Annotated in this window: 12 protein-coding genes; 4 read left to right on the top strand and 8 right to left on the bottom strand. The window is 63.1% G+C overall.

Translation table 11 applies throughout. The features are described 5' to 3' along the window. Positions 1-53 precede the first annotated feature (53 nt). Complete coding sequence (locus tag AC5O5R_RS25480; protein WP_494511789.1) at positions 54-401, top strand: YgiW/YdeI family stress tolerance OB fold protein; 348 nt, start codon at positions 54-56, stop codon at positions 399-401. Between the two features lie 114 nt (positions 402-515). Here AC5O5R_RS25480 and AC5O5R_RS25475 read toward each other — a convergent pair whose 3' ends face one another. Beyond that, positions 516-1,703 (bottom strand): MFS transporter, encoded by a 1,188-nt coding sequence (locus AC5O5R_RS25475; RefSeq protein ID WP_256678421.1) that lies wholly within the window; start codon positions 1,701-1,703, stop codon positions 516-518. A 165-nt stretch (positions 1,704-1,868) separates the two neighbouring features. Here AC5O5R_RS25475 and AC5O5R_RS25470 point away from each other — a divergent pair, with 165 nt between their 5' ends. Next, positions 1,869-2,768, top strand: a complete 900-nt coding sequence (locus AC5O5R_RS25470) for a LysR family transcriptional regulator (protein ID WP_172219767.1) — start codon at positions 1,869-1,871, stop codon at positions 2,766-2,768. Positions 2,769-2,844: 76 nt separating this feature from the next. After that, positions 2,845-3,618 (top strand): ParA family protein, encoded by a 774-nt coding sequence (locus tag AC5O5R_RS25465; protein ID WP_172219770.1) that lies wholly within the window; start codon positions 2,845-2,847, stop codon positions 3,616-3,618. Here the strand turns inward: AC5O5R_RS25465 and trxC are convergent. From trxC to betI, 7 genes are all read right to left on the bottom strand, one after another. Beyond that, the gene (trxC, locus tag AC5O5R_RS25460) at positions 3,615-4,049 is read right to left on the bottom strand and encodes a thioredoxin TrxC (protein ID WP_172219773.1); all 435 of its coding nucleotides are present in this window, start codon (positions 4,047-4,049) and stop codon (positions 3,615-3,617) included. The two genes, AC5O5R_RS25465 and trxC, sit on opposite strands and share 4 nt — an antisense overlap. 129 nt (positions 4,050-4,178) lie before the next feature. Next, complete coding sequence (gene selO, locus AC5O5R_RS25455) at positions 4,179-5,639, bottom strand: protein adenylyltransferase SelO (protein WP_172219776.1); 1,461 nt, start codon at positions 5,637-5,639, stop codon at positions 4,179-4,181. Positions 5,640-5,805: 166 nt separating this feature from the next. Next, on the bottom strand, positions 5,806-9,114 hold the full coding sequence (gene mscK, locus AC5O5R_RS25450) for a mechanosensitive channel MscK (protein ID WP_172219778.1): 3,309 nt from the start codon (positions 9,112-9,114) through the stop codon (positions 5,806-5,808). 35 nt (positions 9,115-9,149) lie between these two features. Then, positions 9,150-10,892: a potassium/proton antiporter gene (locus AC5O5R_RS25445; protein ID WP_172219781.1), complete on the bottom strand. Its 1,743-nt coding sequence runs from the start codon at positions 10,890-10,892 to the stop codon at positions 9,150-9,152. Positions 10,893-11,137: 245 nt separating this feature from the next. Beyond that, positions 11,138-12,835: a choline dehydrogenase gene (gene betA, locus AC5O5R_RS25440; RefSeq protein WP_172219795.1), complete on the bottom strand. Its 1,698-nt coding sequence runs from the start codon at positions 12,833-12,835 to the stop codon at positions 11,138-11,140. 77 nt (positions 12,836-12,912) lie between these two features. Beyond that, positions 12,913-14,385 carry a betaine-aldehyde dehydrogenase gene (betB, locus tag AC5O5R_RS25435; RefSeq protein ID WP_172219798.1) on the bottom strand — a complete coding sequence of 491 codons (1,473 nt, stop codon included), beginning with the start codon at positions 14,383-14,385 and terminating at the stop codon, positions 12,913-12,915. Between the two features lie 39 nt (positions 14,386-14,424). After that, entirely contained in the window at positions 14,425-15,081 is a 657-nt protein-coding gene (gene betI / locus AC5O5R_RS25430; protein WP_172219801.1) for a transcriptional regulator BetI, read from the bottom strand. Between the two features lie 476 nt (positions 15,082-15,557). Between betI and AC5O5R_RS25425 the strand changes: the two genes are divergently transcribed. Beyond that, positions 15,558-17,561, top strand: a complete 2,004-nt coding sequence (locus AC5O5R_RS25425) for a BCCT family transporter (RefSeq protein WP_218584433.1) — start codon at positions 15,558-15,560, stop codon at positions 17,559-17,561. The last annotated feature ends 67 nt before the right edge of the window (positions 17,562-17,628 follow it).

The following is a 17,628-nucleotide window of genomic DNA, read 5'->3' as shown; positions in this document are numbered from 1 at the left end:
CAGCGATCGTCGTTAATCTGGGGCCATCGAAACCGAAACAGGACCCGATCCTCATGAAAGCTCGCTACCTTGCCTTGATCCTCGCCCCTCTGTTCAGCACTGCAGCATTGGCTGCGGGTTACACCGGCCCAGGTGCACAGTCGGTGACCACCGTTGCTGCCGCCAACGACGCCGCAGATGACACGCCGGTGGTGCTGCAGGGTTATGTGACCAAGAAGATCAACAACGATGACAAGTACGAGTTCAAGGACAACACCGGCGTCATCACCGTCGAAATCGACGATGAAGACCTTCCGGCTACTCCGTTCAACGACAAGACCAAGGTCAAGCTGACCGGTGAGGTGGAGAAGCACCTGATGAGCCGGGAAGTGGATGTGGATATCGTCGAGATCATCAACTGATCCGATGGCCCTATCGCCGGCAAGCCAGCTCCCACAACTACTTCACAGGCCATGAGCCTTGGGGCACCTGTGGGAGCTGGCTTGCCGGCGATGGGCTGCAAGGCAGCCCCATTCTCAGGCTGCTTTGGGCGGTAACTTGCTCAGGTGCAGCGCCACCAGCAACGCCACCGCCAGCAAGCTGCCAATGAACAACCCGATCCCGTTCCACCCCCACTGGTGCCAGAACACCCCGCCCGCTGTACCCGCCACACTCGACCCTGCGTAATAGCTGAACAGGTACAGCGACGAAGCCTGCCCCTTGGCCTTCAACGCTCGCCGCCCAATCCAGCTGCTGGCCACCGAATGCGCGCCAAAGAAGCCGAAGGTAAATACCAGCATGCCCACGATCACCATCGCCAGCGGGCTGGCCAGGGTCATCAGCAGGCCTGCGGCCATCACGACGATACTGGCCCAGAACACCTTGCGTCGGCCCAGTCTGTCAGCCAGCGCGCCGACTTGCGCCGAGCTGTAGATGCCCGACAAGTACACTATCGACAGCAAACCGACCAGCGCCTGGTTCATGTGGTAGGGCTCCGCCAGCAGGCGGTAGCCGATGTAGTTGAACAGGGTGACGAATGCGCCCATCAGCAGGAAGGCCTCAAGAAACAGCCAAGGCAGCCCGGCATCCTTGAAATGCACGACAAAGCCGTCCAGCAGGCTGCGCGGGTGCAGTGCCTGTGGGCGGAAGTTGCGGGACTCGGGCAGCACCTTCCAGAACACCAGCGCCGCCATCAGGGCCAGGCCGCCGATGGTCAGCATCGCCGTGTGCCAGCTGACGAAGTCGATCAGCACGCCGGTGATAAGCCGCCCGCTCATGCCGCCGATGGCGTTGCCGCCGATGTACAGGCCCATGGCCAGGCCGATGTGCTGCGGGTGGATTTCTTCGCTCAGGTAAGTCATCGCCACTGCCGCCAGGCCGCTCAGCGACAGGCCCACCAGCGCGCGGGTGGCCAGCACCAGCTCCCAGCTTGGCATCACCGCGCTGGCCAAGGTGGAGAGGGCGGCGCAGACCAGGGCAAACACCATTACCGGCTTGCGCCCGATGCGGTCGGAGATGGGCCCGGTGATCAACAATCCGAACGCCAGCATGCCCGTGGACACCGACAGCACAAGGCTGCTCTGCGCCGCATTGATGGCAAATTCCCGAGAGAGCAGCGGCATCATCGGCTGTACGCAGTACAGCAGGGCGAAGGTGGCGAAGCCGCCGCTGAACAGCGCCAGCACGGTTTTCATGAAGGCGGGGGTGCCTTTTTCGATCCACATTTCGTTCAGGGGAGTGGGCTCTGGCTCGGCGGGAAGGGGGGCTACAGCAGTTTTCACGGGCGGGTACCTCTGGCGCAATGAAAAAAGCATATAGCTGGCTAATGATTAGATCCAATATATTGTTCGACCTATTTAAGACGTTTTTCGACCTGTTCGGAGCCGATCATGGAACTGCGCCATTTGCGTTACTTCATCGCTGTGGCTGAAGAGCTGCACTTCGGACGCGCCGCCCAGCAGCTGGGTATCTCACAGCCACCCCTCAGCCAGCAGATCCAGGCACTGGAGCAGGAACTGGGCGCACGGCTTTTCGAGCGTACCAATCGTCGGGTCGAGTTGAGCGAGGCCGGCCGGCTGTTTCTGGAGGAGGCTCGGCAAGTGCTGGCGCAGGTCGAGAAAGCGGCGGATGTAGCCCGTCGTGCGCAGTTGGGCGAGCTAGGCGAGATGAAGATAGGTTTTACTTCCTCGGCACCGTTCACCTCGAAGATTCCCAAGGCCATTCATGCCTTTCGCCAGCGCTTCCCCGCTGTGCACCTGAACCTCAAGGAGATGAGCAGCCGCGACGTTGCCGCAGGGGTGTTCGACGAGTCCATCGAGGTGGGGCTGATGCGGCCGATGCCGCTGCCGGCAGGCTTGCTGGCCACGGAGCTGTTCCGTGAGCCGCTGGTGGCGGTGATCAACGCTTCGCACCCGCTTGCCGAAGGCACTGAACATGGCCTGCACATGGCGGCGCTGGCCGATGAGCCGTTCGTGTTCTTCCCTCGCAGTTATGGCAGCGGCCTGCATGCGCAGTTGCTGAGCCTGGCGCGGCAGGCCGGCTTCAGCCCGCATTTTGCCCAGGAAGCTGGAGAGGCCATGACCATCATCGGCCTGGTGTCGGCGGGGCTTGGGGTTTCGGTGCTGCCGGCGTCGTTCCAGCGCATGCGCATTGAAGGCGTGGTGTACCGCACCTTGCTGGATGAAGGGGCGATGTCTGCGGTGTGGCTGGTGCAGCGTGAGCACGCAGGCTCGGCGATGGCCAAGGCATTTGCCGAGCTGCTTACCGGGCAGGCGGTCGGCCAGGGCTGACGCAGGCCAAATGGCACTGGCCATTGCCGCGGCCTCGCCACATACTCGGGCATTCGTCGAAACACGGAGGTCAATCATGCGGCGCGTGGTGTTCAATCAGAAAGGTGGCGTGGGCAAGTCGAGCATCGCCTGCAACCTGGCGGCGGTCAGTGCCAATGAAGGCTACCGGACACTGTTGATCGACCTGGATGCCCAGGCCAACTCGACCCAGTACCTGACCGGCCTCACCGGCGAGGATATCCCCATGGGGATTGCCGACTTCTTCAAGCAGAGCCTGTCCAGCGGGCCGTTCAGCAAGAAGAACAAGGTCGACATCTACGAAACCCCGTTCGACAACCTGCACGTGGTCACCGCCACGGCAGAGCTGGCCGACCTGCAGCCCAAGCTTGAGGCAAAACACAAGATCAACAAGCTGCGCAAGCTGCTCGACGAGCTGGACGAGGACTACGAGCGCATCTACATCGATACCCCGCCGGCGCTGAATTTCTACGCAGTTTCTGCGTTGATCGCAGCTGATCGTGTGCTGATCCCTTTCGACTGCGACAGTTTCTCGCGGCAGGCCCTTTACGGGTTGCTGGCCGAGATCGAAGACCTCAAGGAGGACCACAACGAATCACTGGTGGTCGAAGGCATCGTGGTCAACCAGTTCCAGTCCCGCGCCAGCCTGCCCCAGCAGATGCTCGACGAGCTGCTGGCCGAGGGCATGCCGGTACTACCGGTGTACCTCAGCAGTTCGGTGAAAATGCGCGAATCGCATCATGCCAGCCTGCCGCTGATTCACCTCGAGCCGCGGCACAAGCTGACCCAGCAGTTTGTCGAGTTGCATTCGCTGCTCGAAGAGAACGCCTAGACCCCTTGGCTGCGCAACCACGCCAGCAACGACTGGAGTGGAAACGCTCCGGCCTGGCGGCTCACTTCGCGACCGTTCTTGAACAGCAGCAGGCTGGGGATCGAGCGTATGCCCAGTTGCCCCGCCAGGTTGCGGTTTGCTTCGCTGTCGAGCTTGGCCAGGCGGCAGCGACCCGCCAGCTGCCGCGCAGCTTGTTCGAAGGTGGGGGCGAAGGATTTGCAGGGGCCGCACCAGTCGGCCCAGACGTCGACCAGCAGCGGCAGGTCGCCTTTGATCTGGCTGGCGTAGCTGGCCTCGGTCAGCTCGAAGGGCTGGGCCAGCAGCACATCCTGCTTGCAGCGGCCGCATTTGGGGGCGTCGCTCAAACGTTCGGCGGGCAGGCGGTTCAGACCGTTGCAGTGCGGGCAGGGGATTACCAGTGGGTCGGACATGTCTTCTCCTCGAGGTTTTTGGGGCCGCTGCGCAGCCCTTTCGCGACACAAGGCCGCTCCTACAAGGATTCGCGGCGTTCTGTAGGAGCGGCCTTGTGTCGCGAAAGGGTCGCGCAGCGGCCCCAGGATTTATGAAGAGCAGCTGATTTCCAGGTGCTTGCCCCACTCCGGCGGTCGCTCGGCGTAGGCCTGCATCCCCGGCTGCTCTTCAAACGGTTTGCTCAACACCTGATGCAGCCGCCGCACTTCGCTGTAATCCCCCGCCTCAGCCGCTTCGATGGCTTTCTGCGCCAGGTAGTTGCGCAGCACGTACAGCGGGTTTACTGCGTGCATCCGTTCACGCCGCCCCTCGGCATTGCCCGCTTCGCGCTCGCAGCGGGCCAGGTAGTCGGCGCCCCAGGCATCGAAAGCTGCCAGGTCGATGAAGTCGTCACGCACCACCTTCAGCGCTTCGGCCGCCGGTTGTTCGCCCAGCTTGCGGAAGAACAGGCTGTAGTCCACGCCCCCACGCTGCATGCACTGCAGCAAGCGTTCGACCAGCGCCATGTCGTCGTCCTCGGCCGTGGTCAGGCCAAGGCGCCGGCGCATCAGGTCCAGGTAATGAGCCTGGTACAGCGGCAAGAACAACCCCAGCGCTTCCTTCAGTGGCTCCACCTCGATCACCGTGGTCAGCGCCTGGGCCAGCGCGCTGAGGTTCCAGTGGGCAATCGGCACCTGGTTGGCATAGCTGTAGCGGCCACGGTCGTCGGAGTGGTTGCAGATGAAATTGGCGTCGAAGTCGTCGAGGAAAGCGTAAGGGCCGAAATCGAAGGTAATGCCGAGGATCGACATGTTGTCCGTATTCATCACCCCGTGGCAGAACCCATAGGCCTGCCAGCGGGCGATCAGCTCGGCGTTGCGCTCGACGATGGTGCGGAACATGGCCAGGTATGGCTGCTCGGCACCGCGGCATTCGGGGTAGTGATGCTCCAGCACGTGATCGATCAGCAGCCGTTGCTGTTCAGGCTGCTTGGTGTAATAGAAGTATTCGAAGTGGCCAAAGCGCACATGGCTCTGCGCCAGGCGCGTGAGCATGGCGGCACTTTCGCGGGCTTCGCGCCACACCGCCGTGCTGGAGCCGATCACGCACAGTGCCCGGCTGGTGGCGATACCAAGGGCGTGCAGGGCTTCGGAACCGAGGAATTCGCGAATGGATGAGCGCAGCACGGCGCGGCCGTCGCCCATGCGCGAATACGGCGTCTGCCCGGCGCCCTTGAGGTGCAGGTCCCAGTGTTGGCCCTGGTCGTTCAGCACTTCGGCCAGCAGCAGGCCACGGCCATCGCCCAGGCGCGGGTTGTAGGAGCCGAACTGATGGCCGGAATACACCATTGCGCGTGGGTCGGCCTGTTCCCACAGCTTGTGGCCGCTGAACAGCTCGGCGAACACCGGCAGTTCGGCCTGGGCGGGGTCGAGGTCAAGCAGGGCCATGGCCGACTCGCTCGCAACCACCAGGCGCGGGTCCGCGATGGGTTCGGGCAGGACCTGGGTGGAGAACGCGTCGCCCAGGCGGGCGAAGCGGTTGTCGAAGGTGAGTTGGTCGAGGGCTTTCACGGGCTGCTCCTGGAGATCGATGCCTAGGGGGCCGCTTTGCGGCCCATCGCCGGCAAGCCAGCTCCCACAGAGAATACACAGGGGGTCGGTGTGGGAGCTGGCTTGCCGGCGATCGAGGGCGAAGCCCTCGCAGGCATTTTGGGCGTTCATGCCCTATGGAGTCCACTCACACAGGTTGAGTGCCATCCGGTTTCGGCTGTTCCATGGGAATCAGCTGCTGCTTGCCACCTTTCGGGTCCATCAGGAACACCTCCACCTGGCGCACCGAGATCTTGATGTCGTGCGCCTTGAACTCACGGCTGATATAGCGGTTGAGTTCGTCCAGGGTCGGGTTGCGGTCGCCCAGGTCACGCACATGCATGCGCAGCTCATGGTCCAGCGAGCTCTCGCCGAAATTGAGGAAGTACACGATCGGCTCCGGGTCCTTGAGCACCCGTGGGTTCTCATGCGCGCCCTTGAGCAGCAGGTCGCGCACCAGGTCGAGGTCGGAGCCGTAGTCGATGCCCAGCTTCAGCGTCACCCGGGTGACCGTGTCGGTCAGCGACCAGTTGATCAGCTGGCCGGTGATGAAGGTCTTGTTGGGGACGATGATGTCCTTGCGGTCGAAGTCGGTGATGGTGGTGGCGCGAATGCGGATCTTGCTCACCGTGCCGGACAGGTTGCCGATGGTGATGGTGTCGCCAATGCGCACCGGGCGCTCGAACAGGATCATGATGCCGGAGATGAAGTTGGCGAAGATTTCCTGCATGCCGAAGCCCAGGCCTACCGACAGTGCGGCCACCAGCCATTGCAGCTTGTCCCAGCTCACCCCGAGGGTCGACAGGGTACTGACGATACCGATGCCGACGATGGTGTACGACAACAGCGTGGTGGTGGCGTAGGCGCTGCCCTGGGCAAGGTTCAGTCGCGACAGCACCAGTACCTCCAGCAGGCCCGGCAAGTTGCCGGCCAGGGCAAAGGTGATGCCGACGATGACCAGCGCGCCCAGCAGGTCGCCGAGGCTGATCGGCACCATGCTGGCGGCGGCGCCGGTACCGCTGGTGTATTCGTACAGGACGAAGTTGTTGAGGTAGGCGAACACCGAGATCAGGTCGGACCACACCCAGTACAGCCCGGCGATGAAGCCGCCGAGCAGGGCCAGGCGGATCAGGCGCAGCGACTGTTGGTTGACCTGCTCGATGTCCAGGGTCGGCTCTTCGGTGATGACTTCGCCGTCCAGCCCTTCCTTGGCAGCTGCGCGCTTGCTCAGGGCGCGCTGATAGGCCAGGCGCCGCGCCGCCACAGAGAGGCCGCGCACGAATGCGGCTTCGATCACCAGCCAGAACATCAGCAGGTACAGGGTGTAGATCAGGCGGTCGGTAAGCTTCAGCGCGGTGTAGTAGTAGCCGAAGCACACCGCCACGAACAGGGCGATGGGCAACGCGGTGAACGCCACCCCTACAGCCCTGCGGAACAGCGAGGCATCACGGTGCGCCGGGCTGCTGAGCAACAGCCGGCTCAGCAGCCAGGCCATCAGTGCATAGCAGGTCAGCACCACGCCGATGCCCAGTACGTCGTCGGCCAGCGCCGAAGGCTGGTGCTCGGCCACCGCCACCACACCGACCAGGGCCAGCACCACGGTGCCCAGGCGGCGCACCCAGCCGCGCAGGAACTCGACCTGCGGCTTGTGCCAGCGGAAGTGGATTTCGGCCACGCCGCCGGGGGCGAGGATGCGGTAGGCGGTATAGAACACCAGCCAGGCCTGGGCCAGCTGCCAGAGTGCGGCGCCCAGGTTGGCGTTCTGCCCGCGGGCGTCGATCTGCAGGGCGTAGCTGCACAGGGCCAGGCCCAGGCTGACCGGCATCGCCAGCAGGATGTTGATGAGGATGGCCTGAGGTGTATGCCACTGGCTGTCGCGGCGGAAGTGGCCGATATCCTGGTGCACCTTGCTCAGGCGCTGATACAGGTACTTGCGCCGCCACAGCAGGCCGCCGATAACCAGCAGCAACGGCAGGAACAGCAACGGCCGCTGGCTCAGGCCATCGGCCAGCTCCTTGATACCCGAGCCCCACGGCAGGTCGGCCACCTGCTTGGCGAAGCGCTCCGGCACGTATTTCAACCAGTCCCAGTCCAGCGGCTTGTTGCTGGGGATCCAGAACATCTGTTCATCGAGCGTGGTACGCAGGCCCTGCGCCGTACCCAGCAGCTGCTTCTGGTTAAGCTGCAGGGTGATCGATTCATTGAGCAGCGCCGACAGTTCGCGGTTCAACCGTTCGAGCAGGTCGCTGCGGGTGATGGCGACTTCCAGCAGCGCCTTGCGCAGTGCCGGGGTGACATCTTCCTGGGGCTGGTTGGCCAGCAGCTTGTCGACGTAGGTGACCGGGCTGCTCATCTGTTCGCGCTGCTGGTTGATCTCGAACTGGTACAGGCGGATATCGGCGATCTGGTCGGCCAGGTCGCGATCGACTTTCAGGTGCGGCAGGGTCTGCTTCTGCTTGTAGAGGATCTTGGACAGCAGCAGGCTGCCCTTGAGCACGTTGATCTGCTCGTCCAGCGCCTGGTCCGCCTGGGTCAGGCTGTCCAGCTGCTGTTTGGTATGCAGGTTCTGCTGGGTCAGTTCGTTGAGGCGGTCGGTGCTTTTGAGCAGGTAGTCGGAAAGCTTGAGGTTGGCCGCGCTTTCGCTGGCCAGCAGGCTGCTGCCACCGGCTTTCTGGGCCTCGATCGACTGCTGGGTAACCGCTTCCTGCGACTGGGCCAGGCGCTTGTCGTTGATCAGGGTCTGCAGGTCCTGAATCTCCTGCTCCAGGCGCGCGGCGCGCTCGATCAGCAGGTCGTGCCGGGCGTTGCCGAGGTCTTGCAGCAGGCTGTTGCCGGCCAGCTCCTGACGGCGCAGCAGGGTCAGTGCGTTGAGCGAGGCCAGTTCGGCATTGAGCTGGTTGCGCTGGTCGGCATTGATGGATTTGCCGCCGTCCTTGCCGGCTTTGAGGATGTTGTTGATCTGCTGGGTGCGGGTCTGGCTGCTGCTGATCTCGGCTTGCGCGCGCTCGGGGCGGGTTTGCGAGTTGATGATCAGGCTGTTGGCTTCGGACAGCGCTTTTTGCAGCTCACCCTGCAGGGTGTTGCGCTCGCTGAGCAGCTGCTCGAGCTGCGGCACGGTAAGGTTGGCGTAGCGCTGGGTAACGGGCTGCGGCTTGCTTTCCTTGAGCTTGGCGAGCTCTTTCTGGCTGTCGCTGGTTTCCTTGGGGGCACCTGCAAGTTGCTGCTTCAGTGCAGCCAGTTTTTTCTCGTTGTCCTCCTTGCTGGCCAGCAGGCTCAATGTTTGTTCGAGCACCTGCTGCAGCGCCTTCTGGTCGGCTTCGGGCAGCTTGCGGTCGGCGATCTTGTCGAGGCTGTGCTGGATGCTGGCGGTGGTCGGGGCTTCAGCCGCAGTGGCGGCAAAGGAAAGAGACAGGCACAGCCCGAGCAGGGCTGTGCGGAGGTACACGCGCAGGGACATAGGCAGGCTACTTGTGGATCCGGCAGAAACGAAGTTTAGAGGAACAATCCTGGTCCGGGTCGCGTTCCTTCGGGGAATCTGACGCCTACTTTCTGGATCTTGTTCCCGTCCATGGTCGCCACGGTCCAGATCGTGCCATGCCAATCGACCTGGTCACCTACTACTGGAGCGCCTCCGACCTTCTGTCGGATGAACTGCGCCAGCGGCATTTTCGCGTCCAGGCCGTCGAGTTTCAGGCCGTACAACGCTGCCACCGCACCCAGTTCGGCATCGCCTTCGAGCACGAAATCGCCGAAGAAACGCAGGTCCAGGCCACGCTGTGGCGCCTGGCTGAACAGTTTGCCCAGGGCTGGCAGGTTGTGCTCGTGGCCGATCACGCAGAGCATGTCGCCCACTTCCAGCACGGTACTGCCCGAAGGGTGCAACAGTTGCTCGCCACGAAACAGCGCGGCGATGCGCGTGCCTTCGGGCATCTTCAGTTCGCGCAGGGCGGCGCCGATGCACCACTTTTCCGCGCCCAGGCGGTAGACGAACATTTCCCATTCGCTGGTGATGTGCACTTCCAGCGCGGAACGGGAGATCGGCGCCGGGTCTGGCGGTACCGTCACTTTCAACAGCTTGGCCATCCACGGCAGGCTGGTGCCCTGCACCAACAGCGACACCAGCACGATGAAGAAGGCCAGGTTGAAGAACAGCTGGGCGTCCGGCAGGCCGGCCATCAACGGGAACACCGCGAGGATGATCGGTACTGCGCCGCGCAGGCCAACCCAGGAAATGAAGCCTTTCTCACGGCCGTGGAAGGCCTTGAATGGCAGCAGCGCGGCGACCACCGACAGCGGCCGGGCGACCAGGATCATCCACAGGGCCAGGCCAAGCGCCGGCAGGGCGATGGGCAGCAGGTCGTGGGGCGTGACCAGCAGGCCCAGCACCAGGAACATGCCGATCTGGGCCAGCCAGGCCATGCCGTCGAGCATGTGCAAAATCCCGTGGCGGCTGCGGATCGGCTTGTTGCCCAGCACCAGGCCGCACAGGTACACGGCAAGGAAGCCGCTGCCGTGCAGGGCGTTGGTCAGCGAGAACACCACCAGGCCGCCGGCCACCACCAGAATGGGGTAAAGGCCGCCTGCCAGGTTGATGCGGTTGACCATTTGCAGCATCAACCAGCCACCCCCCAGGCCCAGCAGGCCACCGATACCGAACTCGCGCAGCAGGTGGCCCAGCAGGCCCCAGTGCAAGCCGGTCTGGCCGCTGGCGATCATGTCGATCAGGGTCACGGTAAGGAACACTGCCATCGGGTCGTTGCTGCCCGACTCGATCTCCAGGGTGGCAGTAACCCGCTCGTTCAGGCCCTTGCCGCCGAGCAGCGAAAACACAGCTGCGGCGTCGGTAGAGCCGACGATGGCGCCGATCAGCAGGCCCTGGATCAGGCTCAGGTTGAACAGCCAGGCCGCGACCAGGCCGGTGAGGGCCGTGGTGATCATCACGCCGACAGTGGCCAGCGACAGTGCCGGCCACAGCGCTACGCGAAAACTTGCCACCCGTGTGCGCAGGCCGCCGTCCAGCAGGATCACCGCCAGCGCCAGGTTGCCCACCAGGTAGGCGGTCGGGTAGTTGTTGAAGATGATGCCGCCACCGTCCACGCCGGCGACCATACCGACCGCGAGGATGATGACCAGGATAGGGATGCCCAGGCGCGACGACAGCGAACTGACCAGGATACTTGCGCCCACCAGCAATGCGCCGATCAGGAACAGGCTGTTGATGGTGCTTGCATCCAAAGGCAGGTACTCCGGGACAACGGGGAAAGGAACTCGATAGCATCTCGCTAGCAGGTCGCGTGCCAATCGATTCTAACCTGATGAATTGGCAGCATGTAAAGCGTTTCTGCAGATGTGCAAAAGGCACCGCGGAGGGTGCCTTTTGATGTGTCGCCTATGCGGGCCCTTTCGCGGGTGAACCCGCTCCCACAAGGTGGTGCTACTCATGTGGGAGCGGGTTCACCCGCGAAAGGGCCGGTGCAGGATCACGCCTGCTTCACTTCTCGCATCGGCTTGCCCTTCACCGGCGCGCCCTCAGCCTTGTAGTACTTGGCAGTGCTGCGCGGCAGCGGCTTGCGGTTGCGGATCTTGTCCGAGATTTTCTCGGCGATCATGATCGTGGTGGCGTTGAGGTTACCGGTGATGATGATCGGCATGATCGACGCATCGACCACACGCAGGCCCTTCATGCCGTGCACACGGCCTTCGCCATCGACCACCGCCATGTCGTCGGTGCCCATCTTGCACGAGCAGGACGGGTGGAACGCGGTTTCGGCGTGCTCGCGGATGAACTTGTCGAGCTGCTCATCGGTTTGCACATCCGGGCCCGGGCTGATCTCGCGGCCGCGGTACGGGTCCAGCGCCGGCTGGGCCATGATTTCACGGGTCAGGCGGATGCCGTCACGGAATTCCTGCCAGTCCTGCTCGGTAGCCATGTAGTTGAACAGGATGCTCGGGTGCTGGCGCGGGTCCTTCGACTTGGCCTGGATACGGCCGCGGCTTGGCGAACGCATCGAGCCCATGTGCGCCTGGAAGCCGTGCTCCTTGACGCCGTTGGAGCCGTTGTAATTGATCGCGACCGGCAGGAAATGGTACTGGATGTTCGGCCATTCGAATTCAGGCCGGGTGCGGATGAAACCACCGGCCTCGAACTGGTTGCTGGCGCCGATGCCGGTACCTTTGAACATCCACTCGGCACCGATGGCCGGCTGGTTCCACCACAGCAGCGACGGGTACAGCGACACCGGCTGGGTGCAGGCGTACTGCAGGTACAGCTCAAGGTGGTCCTGCAGGTTTTCGCCGACGCCCGGCAGGTCGTGGACCACGGGGATGTCGAGGCTTTCCAGCAGGGCGCGCGGGCCGACACCGGAGCGCTGCAGCAGCTGCGGCGACGCGATGGCGCCGGAGCTGACGATCACTTCCTTGCGGGCGCGGGCTTCAACACGTTCTTCGCTGTCGCCGACCAGGTAGGTCACGCCAATGGCGCGCTTGCCGTCGAACAGAACGCGGTCGCTGAGGGCGTGGGTGACGATGGTCAGGTTAGGGCGCTTCTTGGCCTGGTCCAGGTAGCCGCGGGCGGTGCTGGAACGGCGGCCGTTCTTGGTCACCGAACGGTCCATCGGGCCGAAACCTTCCTGCTGATAGCCGTTGAGGTCTTCGGTGCGCGGGTAACCGGCCTGTACACCGGCCTCGACCATGGCGTGGAACAGCGGGTTGTTGCCAGCTTTTGGCGTGGCGACGCTGACCGGGCCTTCGCCACCGTGGTACTCGTTCGGGCCGATATCGCGCGTTTCAGCTTTTCGGAAATAGGGCAGGCAGTCGAGGTAGGTCCAGTCCTCGAGACCTGGCAGTTCTGCCCAGCCGTCGAAGTCCATGGCGTTGCCGCGGATGTAGCACATGCCGTTGATCAGCGATGAACCACCCAGGCCCTTGCCGCGGCCACATTCCATGCGGCGGCCGTCCATGTACGGCTCCGGGTCGGTCTCGTAGGCCCAGTTGTAGCGGCGCCCCTGCAGCGGGAAGGCCAGGGCGGCCGGCATCTGGGTGCGGAAATCGAAGCGGTAGTCGGGGCCACCGGCTTCCAGCAACAGCACGGTGACGCCGGCGTCTTCGGTCAGGCGGGTTGCCAGGGTGTTACCGGCCGAGCCGGCACCGACGATGATGTAATCGAATTCTTGGGACATGAAAGTACCCTCGTGTTGGCGGTGATCAGGGAGCGGAAACGCCCGTGCACAGCGGCACGGGCGTGGCTAGACAAGGTTTAGAAAACCGAGTTGTAGCCGCCCAGCTCGACCTGGACCGACTTGATGCGAGTGTATTGAGCCAGCGAGCTGACGCCGTTCTCACGGCCGACGCCCGACTGCTTGTAGCCACCTACCGGCATTTCCGCCGGCGATTCACCCCAGGCGTTGATCCAGCAGATGCCGGCTTCCAGCTTGTGGATGATGCGGTGGGCGCGGGTGATGTCGTTGGTGCAGACACCGGCGGCCAGGCCGTACTCGGTATCGTTGGCGCGACGGATCACTTCTTCTTCGGTTTCGTAGGAGAGAATGCTCATCACCGGGCCGAAGATCTCTTCCTTGACGATGGTCATGTCGTCGGTGCAGTCGGTGAACACGGTCGGCGCGACGAAGGCGCCCTTGGCGAACTCACCTTCGGTCAGACGCTCGCCGCCGCACAGCACGCGGGCACCTTCTTCTTTACCCTTGGCGATGTAGCCCAGCACGCTTTCCATGTGCTGGAAGCTGACCAGCGGGCCGAAGTTGGTGTTCTCGTCTTCCGGGTTGCCGACACGGATGCGGGCAACGCGCTCGGCGATCTTGGCCTCGAAGGCTGCCTTCATTTCAGCCGGGATGAACACGCGGGTGCCGTTGGTGCACACCTGGCCCGAGCTGTAGAAGTTGGCCATCATGGCGATGTCGGCGGCCTTGTCCAGGTCGGCGTCGGCGCAGATGATCAGTGGCGACTTGCCGCCCAGTTCCATGGTGACTTCCTTGAGCGACGAGCTTGAGGCGCTGGCCATGACCTTCTTGCCGGTGGTGGTGCCGCCGGTGAAGGAAACCTTTTCGATGCGCGGGTGCTCGGTCAGCAAGGTGCCGACTTCACGGCCGCTGCCGGTGAGAACGTTGAACACGCCGTTCGGCAGGCCGGCTTCGGTGTAGATCTCGGCCAGTTTCAGGGTAGTTAGCGAGGTGACTTCCGACGGCTTGAAGATCATTGCGTTGCCGGCGGCCAGGGCCGGGGCGGATTTCCACAGGGCGATCTGGATCGGGTAGTTCCAGGCACCGATACCGGCAGTCACGCCCAGCGGCTCGCGGCGGGTGTAGACAAAGGACGATTCGCGCAGCGGGATCTGCTCGCCTTCGATGGCCGGTACCAGGCCAGCGTAGTACTCCAGCACGTCGGCGCCGGTGACGATGTCGACGTAGCGGGTTTCCGAGTACGACTTGCCGGTGTCCAGGGTTTCCAGCATGGCCAGTTCGTCGTTGCGCTCGCGCAGGATGTCGACGGCGCGGCGCAGGATGCGCGAACGCTGCATGGCGGTCATCGCAGCCCAGACCTTCTGGCCACGTTCGGCGCTTTCGACGGCTTTCTCGACGTCAGCCTCGGTGGCACGTTGCACGTGGGCGAGGACTTCGCCGGTCGCCGGGTTGATGGCTTCGAAGGTGGCATCGCTGCCAGCGTCGACGTAAGCGCCATCAATGTAGAGTTTTTGCGTTCCGAAACGGGCCATAGTGTCCTCGCAAGTGCAGTGTGTGGTTTGGCTTGCGCGTCACGCTCCTGCCGAGTTGGCAAGGGCCGTGCGTGCTTGATCAGCAGCCTGGTCATGGGTGCCCAGGGTGTGCTGTTTAGCCAGTTGTAGATCCATGTATTCGTAAGCAATCCGTATCGCCTGGTCGGTGTCGAATGCATCACCCGACAGGGCACCACGCAGCCACAGGCCATCAATGAGAGCCGCCAGGCCGCGGGCAGCCTTGCGCGCATGGTAAAGCGGCAGGGCGCGGCGGAACTGGCAGCACAGGTTGGAATACAAGCGGTGGTCGTTGATCCGCTGCAACCTGTGCAAATCGGGCTGGTGCATGCTGGAAGCCCAGAAGGCCAACCAGGTTTTCATCGCCGGGCCGTTCACCTGGCTGGCATCGAAGTTGCCCTCGATGATCACTTTCAGGTGGGCACGCGGGCTGTCGTCCGTCAGGGCCAGGCGGCGTGCCCGCACCCCTTCGTTGAGCATGCTCATGATGTAACCCATCGTCGCTGCGATCAGGCCGTTCTTGTCCCGAAAGTAGTGACTGATGATGCCGTTCGACACACCGGCCAAACGGGCAATCAGCGCAATGCTGGCGTCCCCCAGTCCGACCTGATCGACCGCCTGCAACGTGGCTTCGATCAACTGCTGGCGGCGGATGGGTTGCATACCGACCTTGGGCATCTTGCTATCTCCTCAGGCCTGCGAGCAGACGACGGGCGGCTGACTCGGCGAAGACCAGTCTATTTTGTTTTGATTGAACGTTCAATCAATAAAGAATAAGCTCTGCGACAATTTGTGCCATTGACACTCTTTCGAGCGGTCATCAGGGCACGGATTGACACCCCAGGAAATCGCGTAACCCCCGGAATACAAGGCGTTGACGGGCATGAGCGATGCGAAATGCAGATTCTGCCGTACGGTCTTGCGCCCTGCGACAGGCCCTTGGAGCGGGCGCGGTAATCTGTGACGAATGCGCGCACCCAAGCGGCGGCGTGGCATTTTTCAACGGGCCACCTGTCTGTTTTTTGCAACGTATCGATTCGGGATCGCGGTTTCCAGGGTGCTTTTATAACACCTGACGCAGTGGGGATATTCCACCAATTGCTCGGGAAAGACTGATTAGCCTCCACAGCCGTACTGCCCGGAGCATTCGTGCAATGAGTTCTGCCTCCCTTACCAAACCCCCCGCCGAGAGGGTACGGGTCAACCGCGTGGTGTTCTTCACCTCGGCGCTGATGATCCTCGTTCTGACTGCCTTGCTGATCGCTGTACCCGAAACCGCCGGCCAGGTGCTGGGCGTGGCCCAGAAGTGGCTGACGCGCACCTTTGGCTGGTACTACATGCTGGTCATCTGCGGCTACCTGGTGTTCGTCGTCTACCTGGCGTTTTCCGACTATGGCAGCCTCAAGCTGGGCGGCAAGGACGACCAGCCCGACTTCAGCTACGGCGCCTGGGCCGGCATGCTTTTCTCTTCGGGTATCGGCATCTCGCTGCTGTACTTTGGCGCCTCCGAGCCGCTGGACCACTATTTCAACCCGCCCGAAGGCACGCCTGCCAGCCTCGAGGCCGCGCGCCAGGGGCTGCAGCTGACCTTCCTGCACTGGGGCCTGCATGGCTGGGCGATCTACGCCCTGGTCGGCCTGGCCGTGGGTTACTTTGCCTACCGCCACAACCAGCCGTTGGCCTTGCGTTCGGCGCTTTACCCGCTGGTGGGGGAGCGTTGGGTCAAGGGCGCCGCCGGCAACGCGGTGGATATCTTCGGCATGTTCGTGACCTTGCTGGGATTGGTGACCAACCTGGGCATCGGCTCGATGCAGGTGTCCTCGGGCCTGGAATACCTGTTCGGCATGGACCACAGCAAGACCAACTTGCTGATGGTGATCCTGGTCATGGCCGGTGTGGCTACCGTGGCTGCGGTCTCGGGTGTGGAAAACGGCATCCGCCGCCTGTCCAACCTGAACATCATGCTATTCAGCGGTTTGCTGATCTTCGTCCTGCTGGGTGGCGAGACCCTGCACCTGCTCAATGGCCTGGTGCAGAACGTGGGGGATTACCTCAACGGCATCGTCCTGAAGACCTTCGACCTGTACGTGTATGAAGGGTCGGGCGACAAGTCCGAGCGCTGGCTGGGCCTGTGGACCGTGTTCTACTGGGCCTGGTGGATTTCCTGGGGCCCGTTTGTCGGCATGTTCATTGCCCGTATCTCCAAAGGCCGCACCGTGCGCCAGCTGGTAATGGGTGTGCTGCTGATCCCGCTGGGCTTCACCTTGGCCTGGCTGTCGATCTTCGGCAACACCGCGCTGGACCTGGTGATCAACCAGGGTGCTGTCGAGCTGGGCAAGACCGCGCTGGAGCAGCCGTCGATGTCGATCTACCAGCTGCTGGAATACTTCCCCGCGGCGAAGATCGTGATTGGTGTGGCAGTGTTCGTCGGCTTCGTGCTGTTCCTCACCCCGGCCGACTCGGGCGCGGTGATGATGGCCAACCTTTCGTGCAAGGGCGGCAAGGTCGACGAAGACGCCCCGCACTGGATGGTGGTGTTCTGGTCGGTCATCATCACCCTGGTCACCATTGGCCTGCTGTTCGCCGGCAACTTCGAAGCCATGCAGACCATGGTGGTGCTGGCCGGCTTGCCGTTCTCGGTGGTGCTGGTGCTGTTCATGTTCGGCCTGTACAAGGCCATGAAGCAGGACGTGGTCGTCGAGCAGGAGCGCGCCGAACTGGCCGCCCGTGGCCGTCGCGGCTTCAGCGAGCGCCTGGGCCAGCTGGAATTGCAGCCGACCCAGGCCGTGGTCCAGCGGTTCATGGACAAGCAGGTCAGCCCGGCGCTGAAAGAAGCCGCTGCGCAACTGCAGACCCTGGGCTTCGACGTGGAAACCCGGGTTGGCCAGTCGCGCAACATGATGGGCCTGCGGGTGATGATGGAAGAGGGCAACCCGTTCGTCTATGAAGTGAGCCTGGACGGCTACATGGCTGCGCCGAGCGAAGCGCCGGTCGAAGGCGAGCCGGAAGTGCGCCAGCGCTTCTACCGTGCCGAGGTGTACCTGCACGACGGCAGCCAGGAATACGACCTGATGGGCTTTGCGCCGGAGCAGATCGTACGCGATGTGCTGGACCAGTTCGAAAGCCACCGGCAGTTGCTGGGGCGTGTGTATAGCTGATACACAAACTGTAACGCCCAAGGCCTTGCTCGAGAGAGCAAGGCCTTTTTCATGTCTGAGCTTTATG

The sequence above is a fragment of the Pseudomonas sp. 8_5_2 genome (assembly GCF_059295255.1).
This window is presented reverse-complemented; position numbering and strand designations above follow the sequence as displayed.

Coding starts and splice junctions, on each gene's coding strand:
- betB (WP_172219798.1), bottom strand. CDS start 14,385: ATGGCCCGTTTCGGAACGCAAAAACTCTACATTGATGGCGCTTACGTC.
- AC5O5R_RS25480 (WP_494511789.1), top strand. CDS start 54: ATGAAAGCTCGCTACCTTGCCTTGATCCTCGCCCCTCTGTTCAGCACT.
- betI (WP_172219801.1), bottom strand. CDS start 15,081: ATGCCCAAGGTCGGTATGCAACCCATCCGCCGCCAGCAGTTGATCGAA.
- betA (WP_172219795.1), bottom strand. CDS start 12,835: ATGTCCCAAGAATTCGATTACATCATCGTCGGTGCCGGCTCGGCCGGT.
- trxC (WP_172219773.1), bottom strand. CDS start 4,049: ATGTCCGACCCACTGGTAATCCCCTGCCCGCACTGCAACGGTCTGAAC.
- AC5O5R_RS25425 (WP_218584433.1), top strand. CDS start 15,558: ATGAGTTCTGCCTCCCTTACCAAACCCCCCGCCGAGAGGGTACGGGTC.
- AC5O5R_RS25475 (WP_256678421.1), bottom strand. CDS start 1,703: ATGTGGATCGAAAAAGGCACCCCCGCCTTCATGAAAACCGTGCTGGCG.
- mscK (WP_172219778.1), bottom strand. CDS start 9,114: ATGTCCCTGCGCGTGTACCTCCGCACAGCCCTGCTCGGGCTGTGCCTG.
- AC5O5R_RS25465 (WP_172219770.1), top strand. CDS start 2,845: ATGCGGCGCGTGGTGTTCAATCAGAAAGGTGGCGTGGGCAAGTCGAGC.
- AC5O5R_RS25470 (WP_172219767.1), top strand. CDS start 1,869: ATGGAACTGCGCCATTTGCGTTACTTCATCGCTGTGGCTGAAGAGCTG.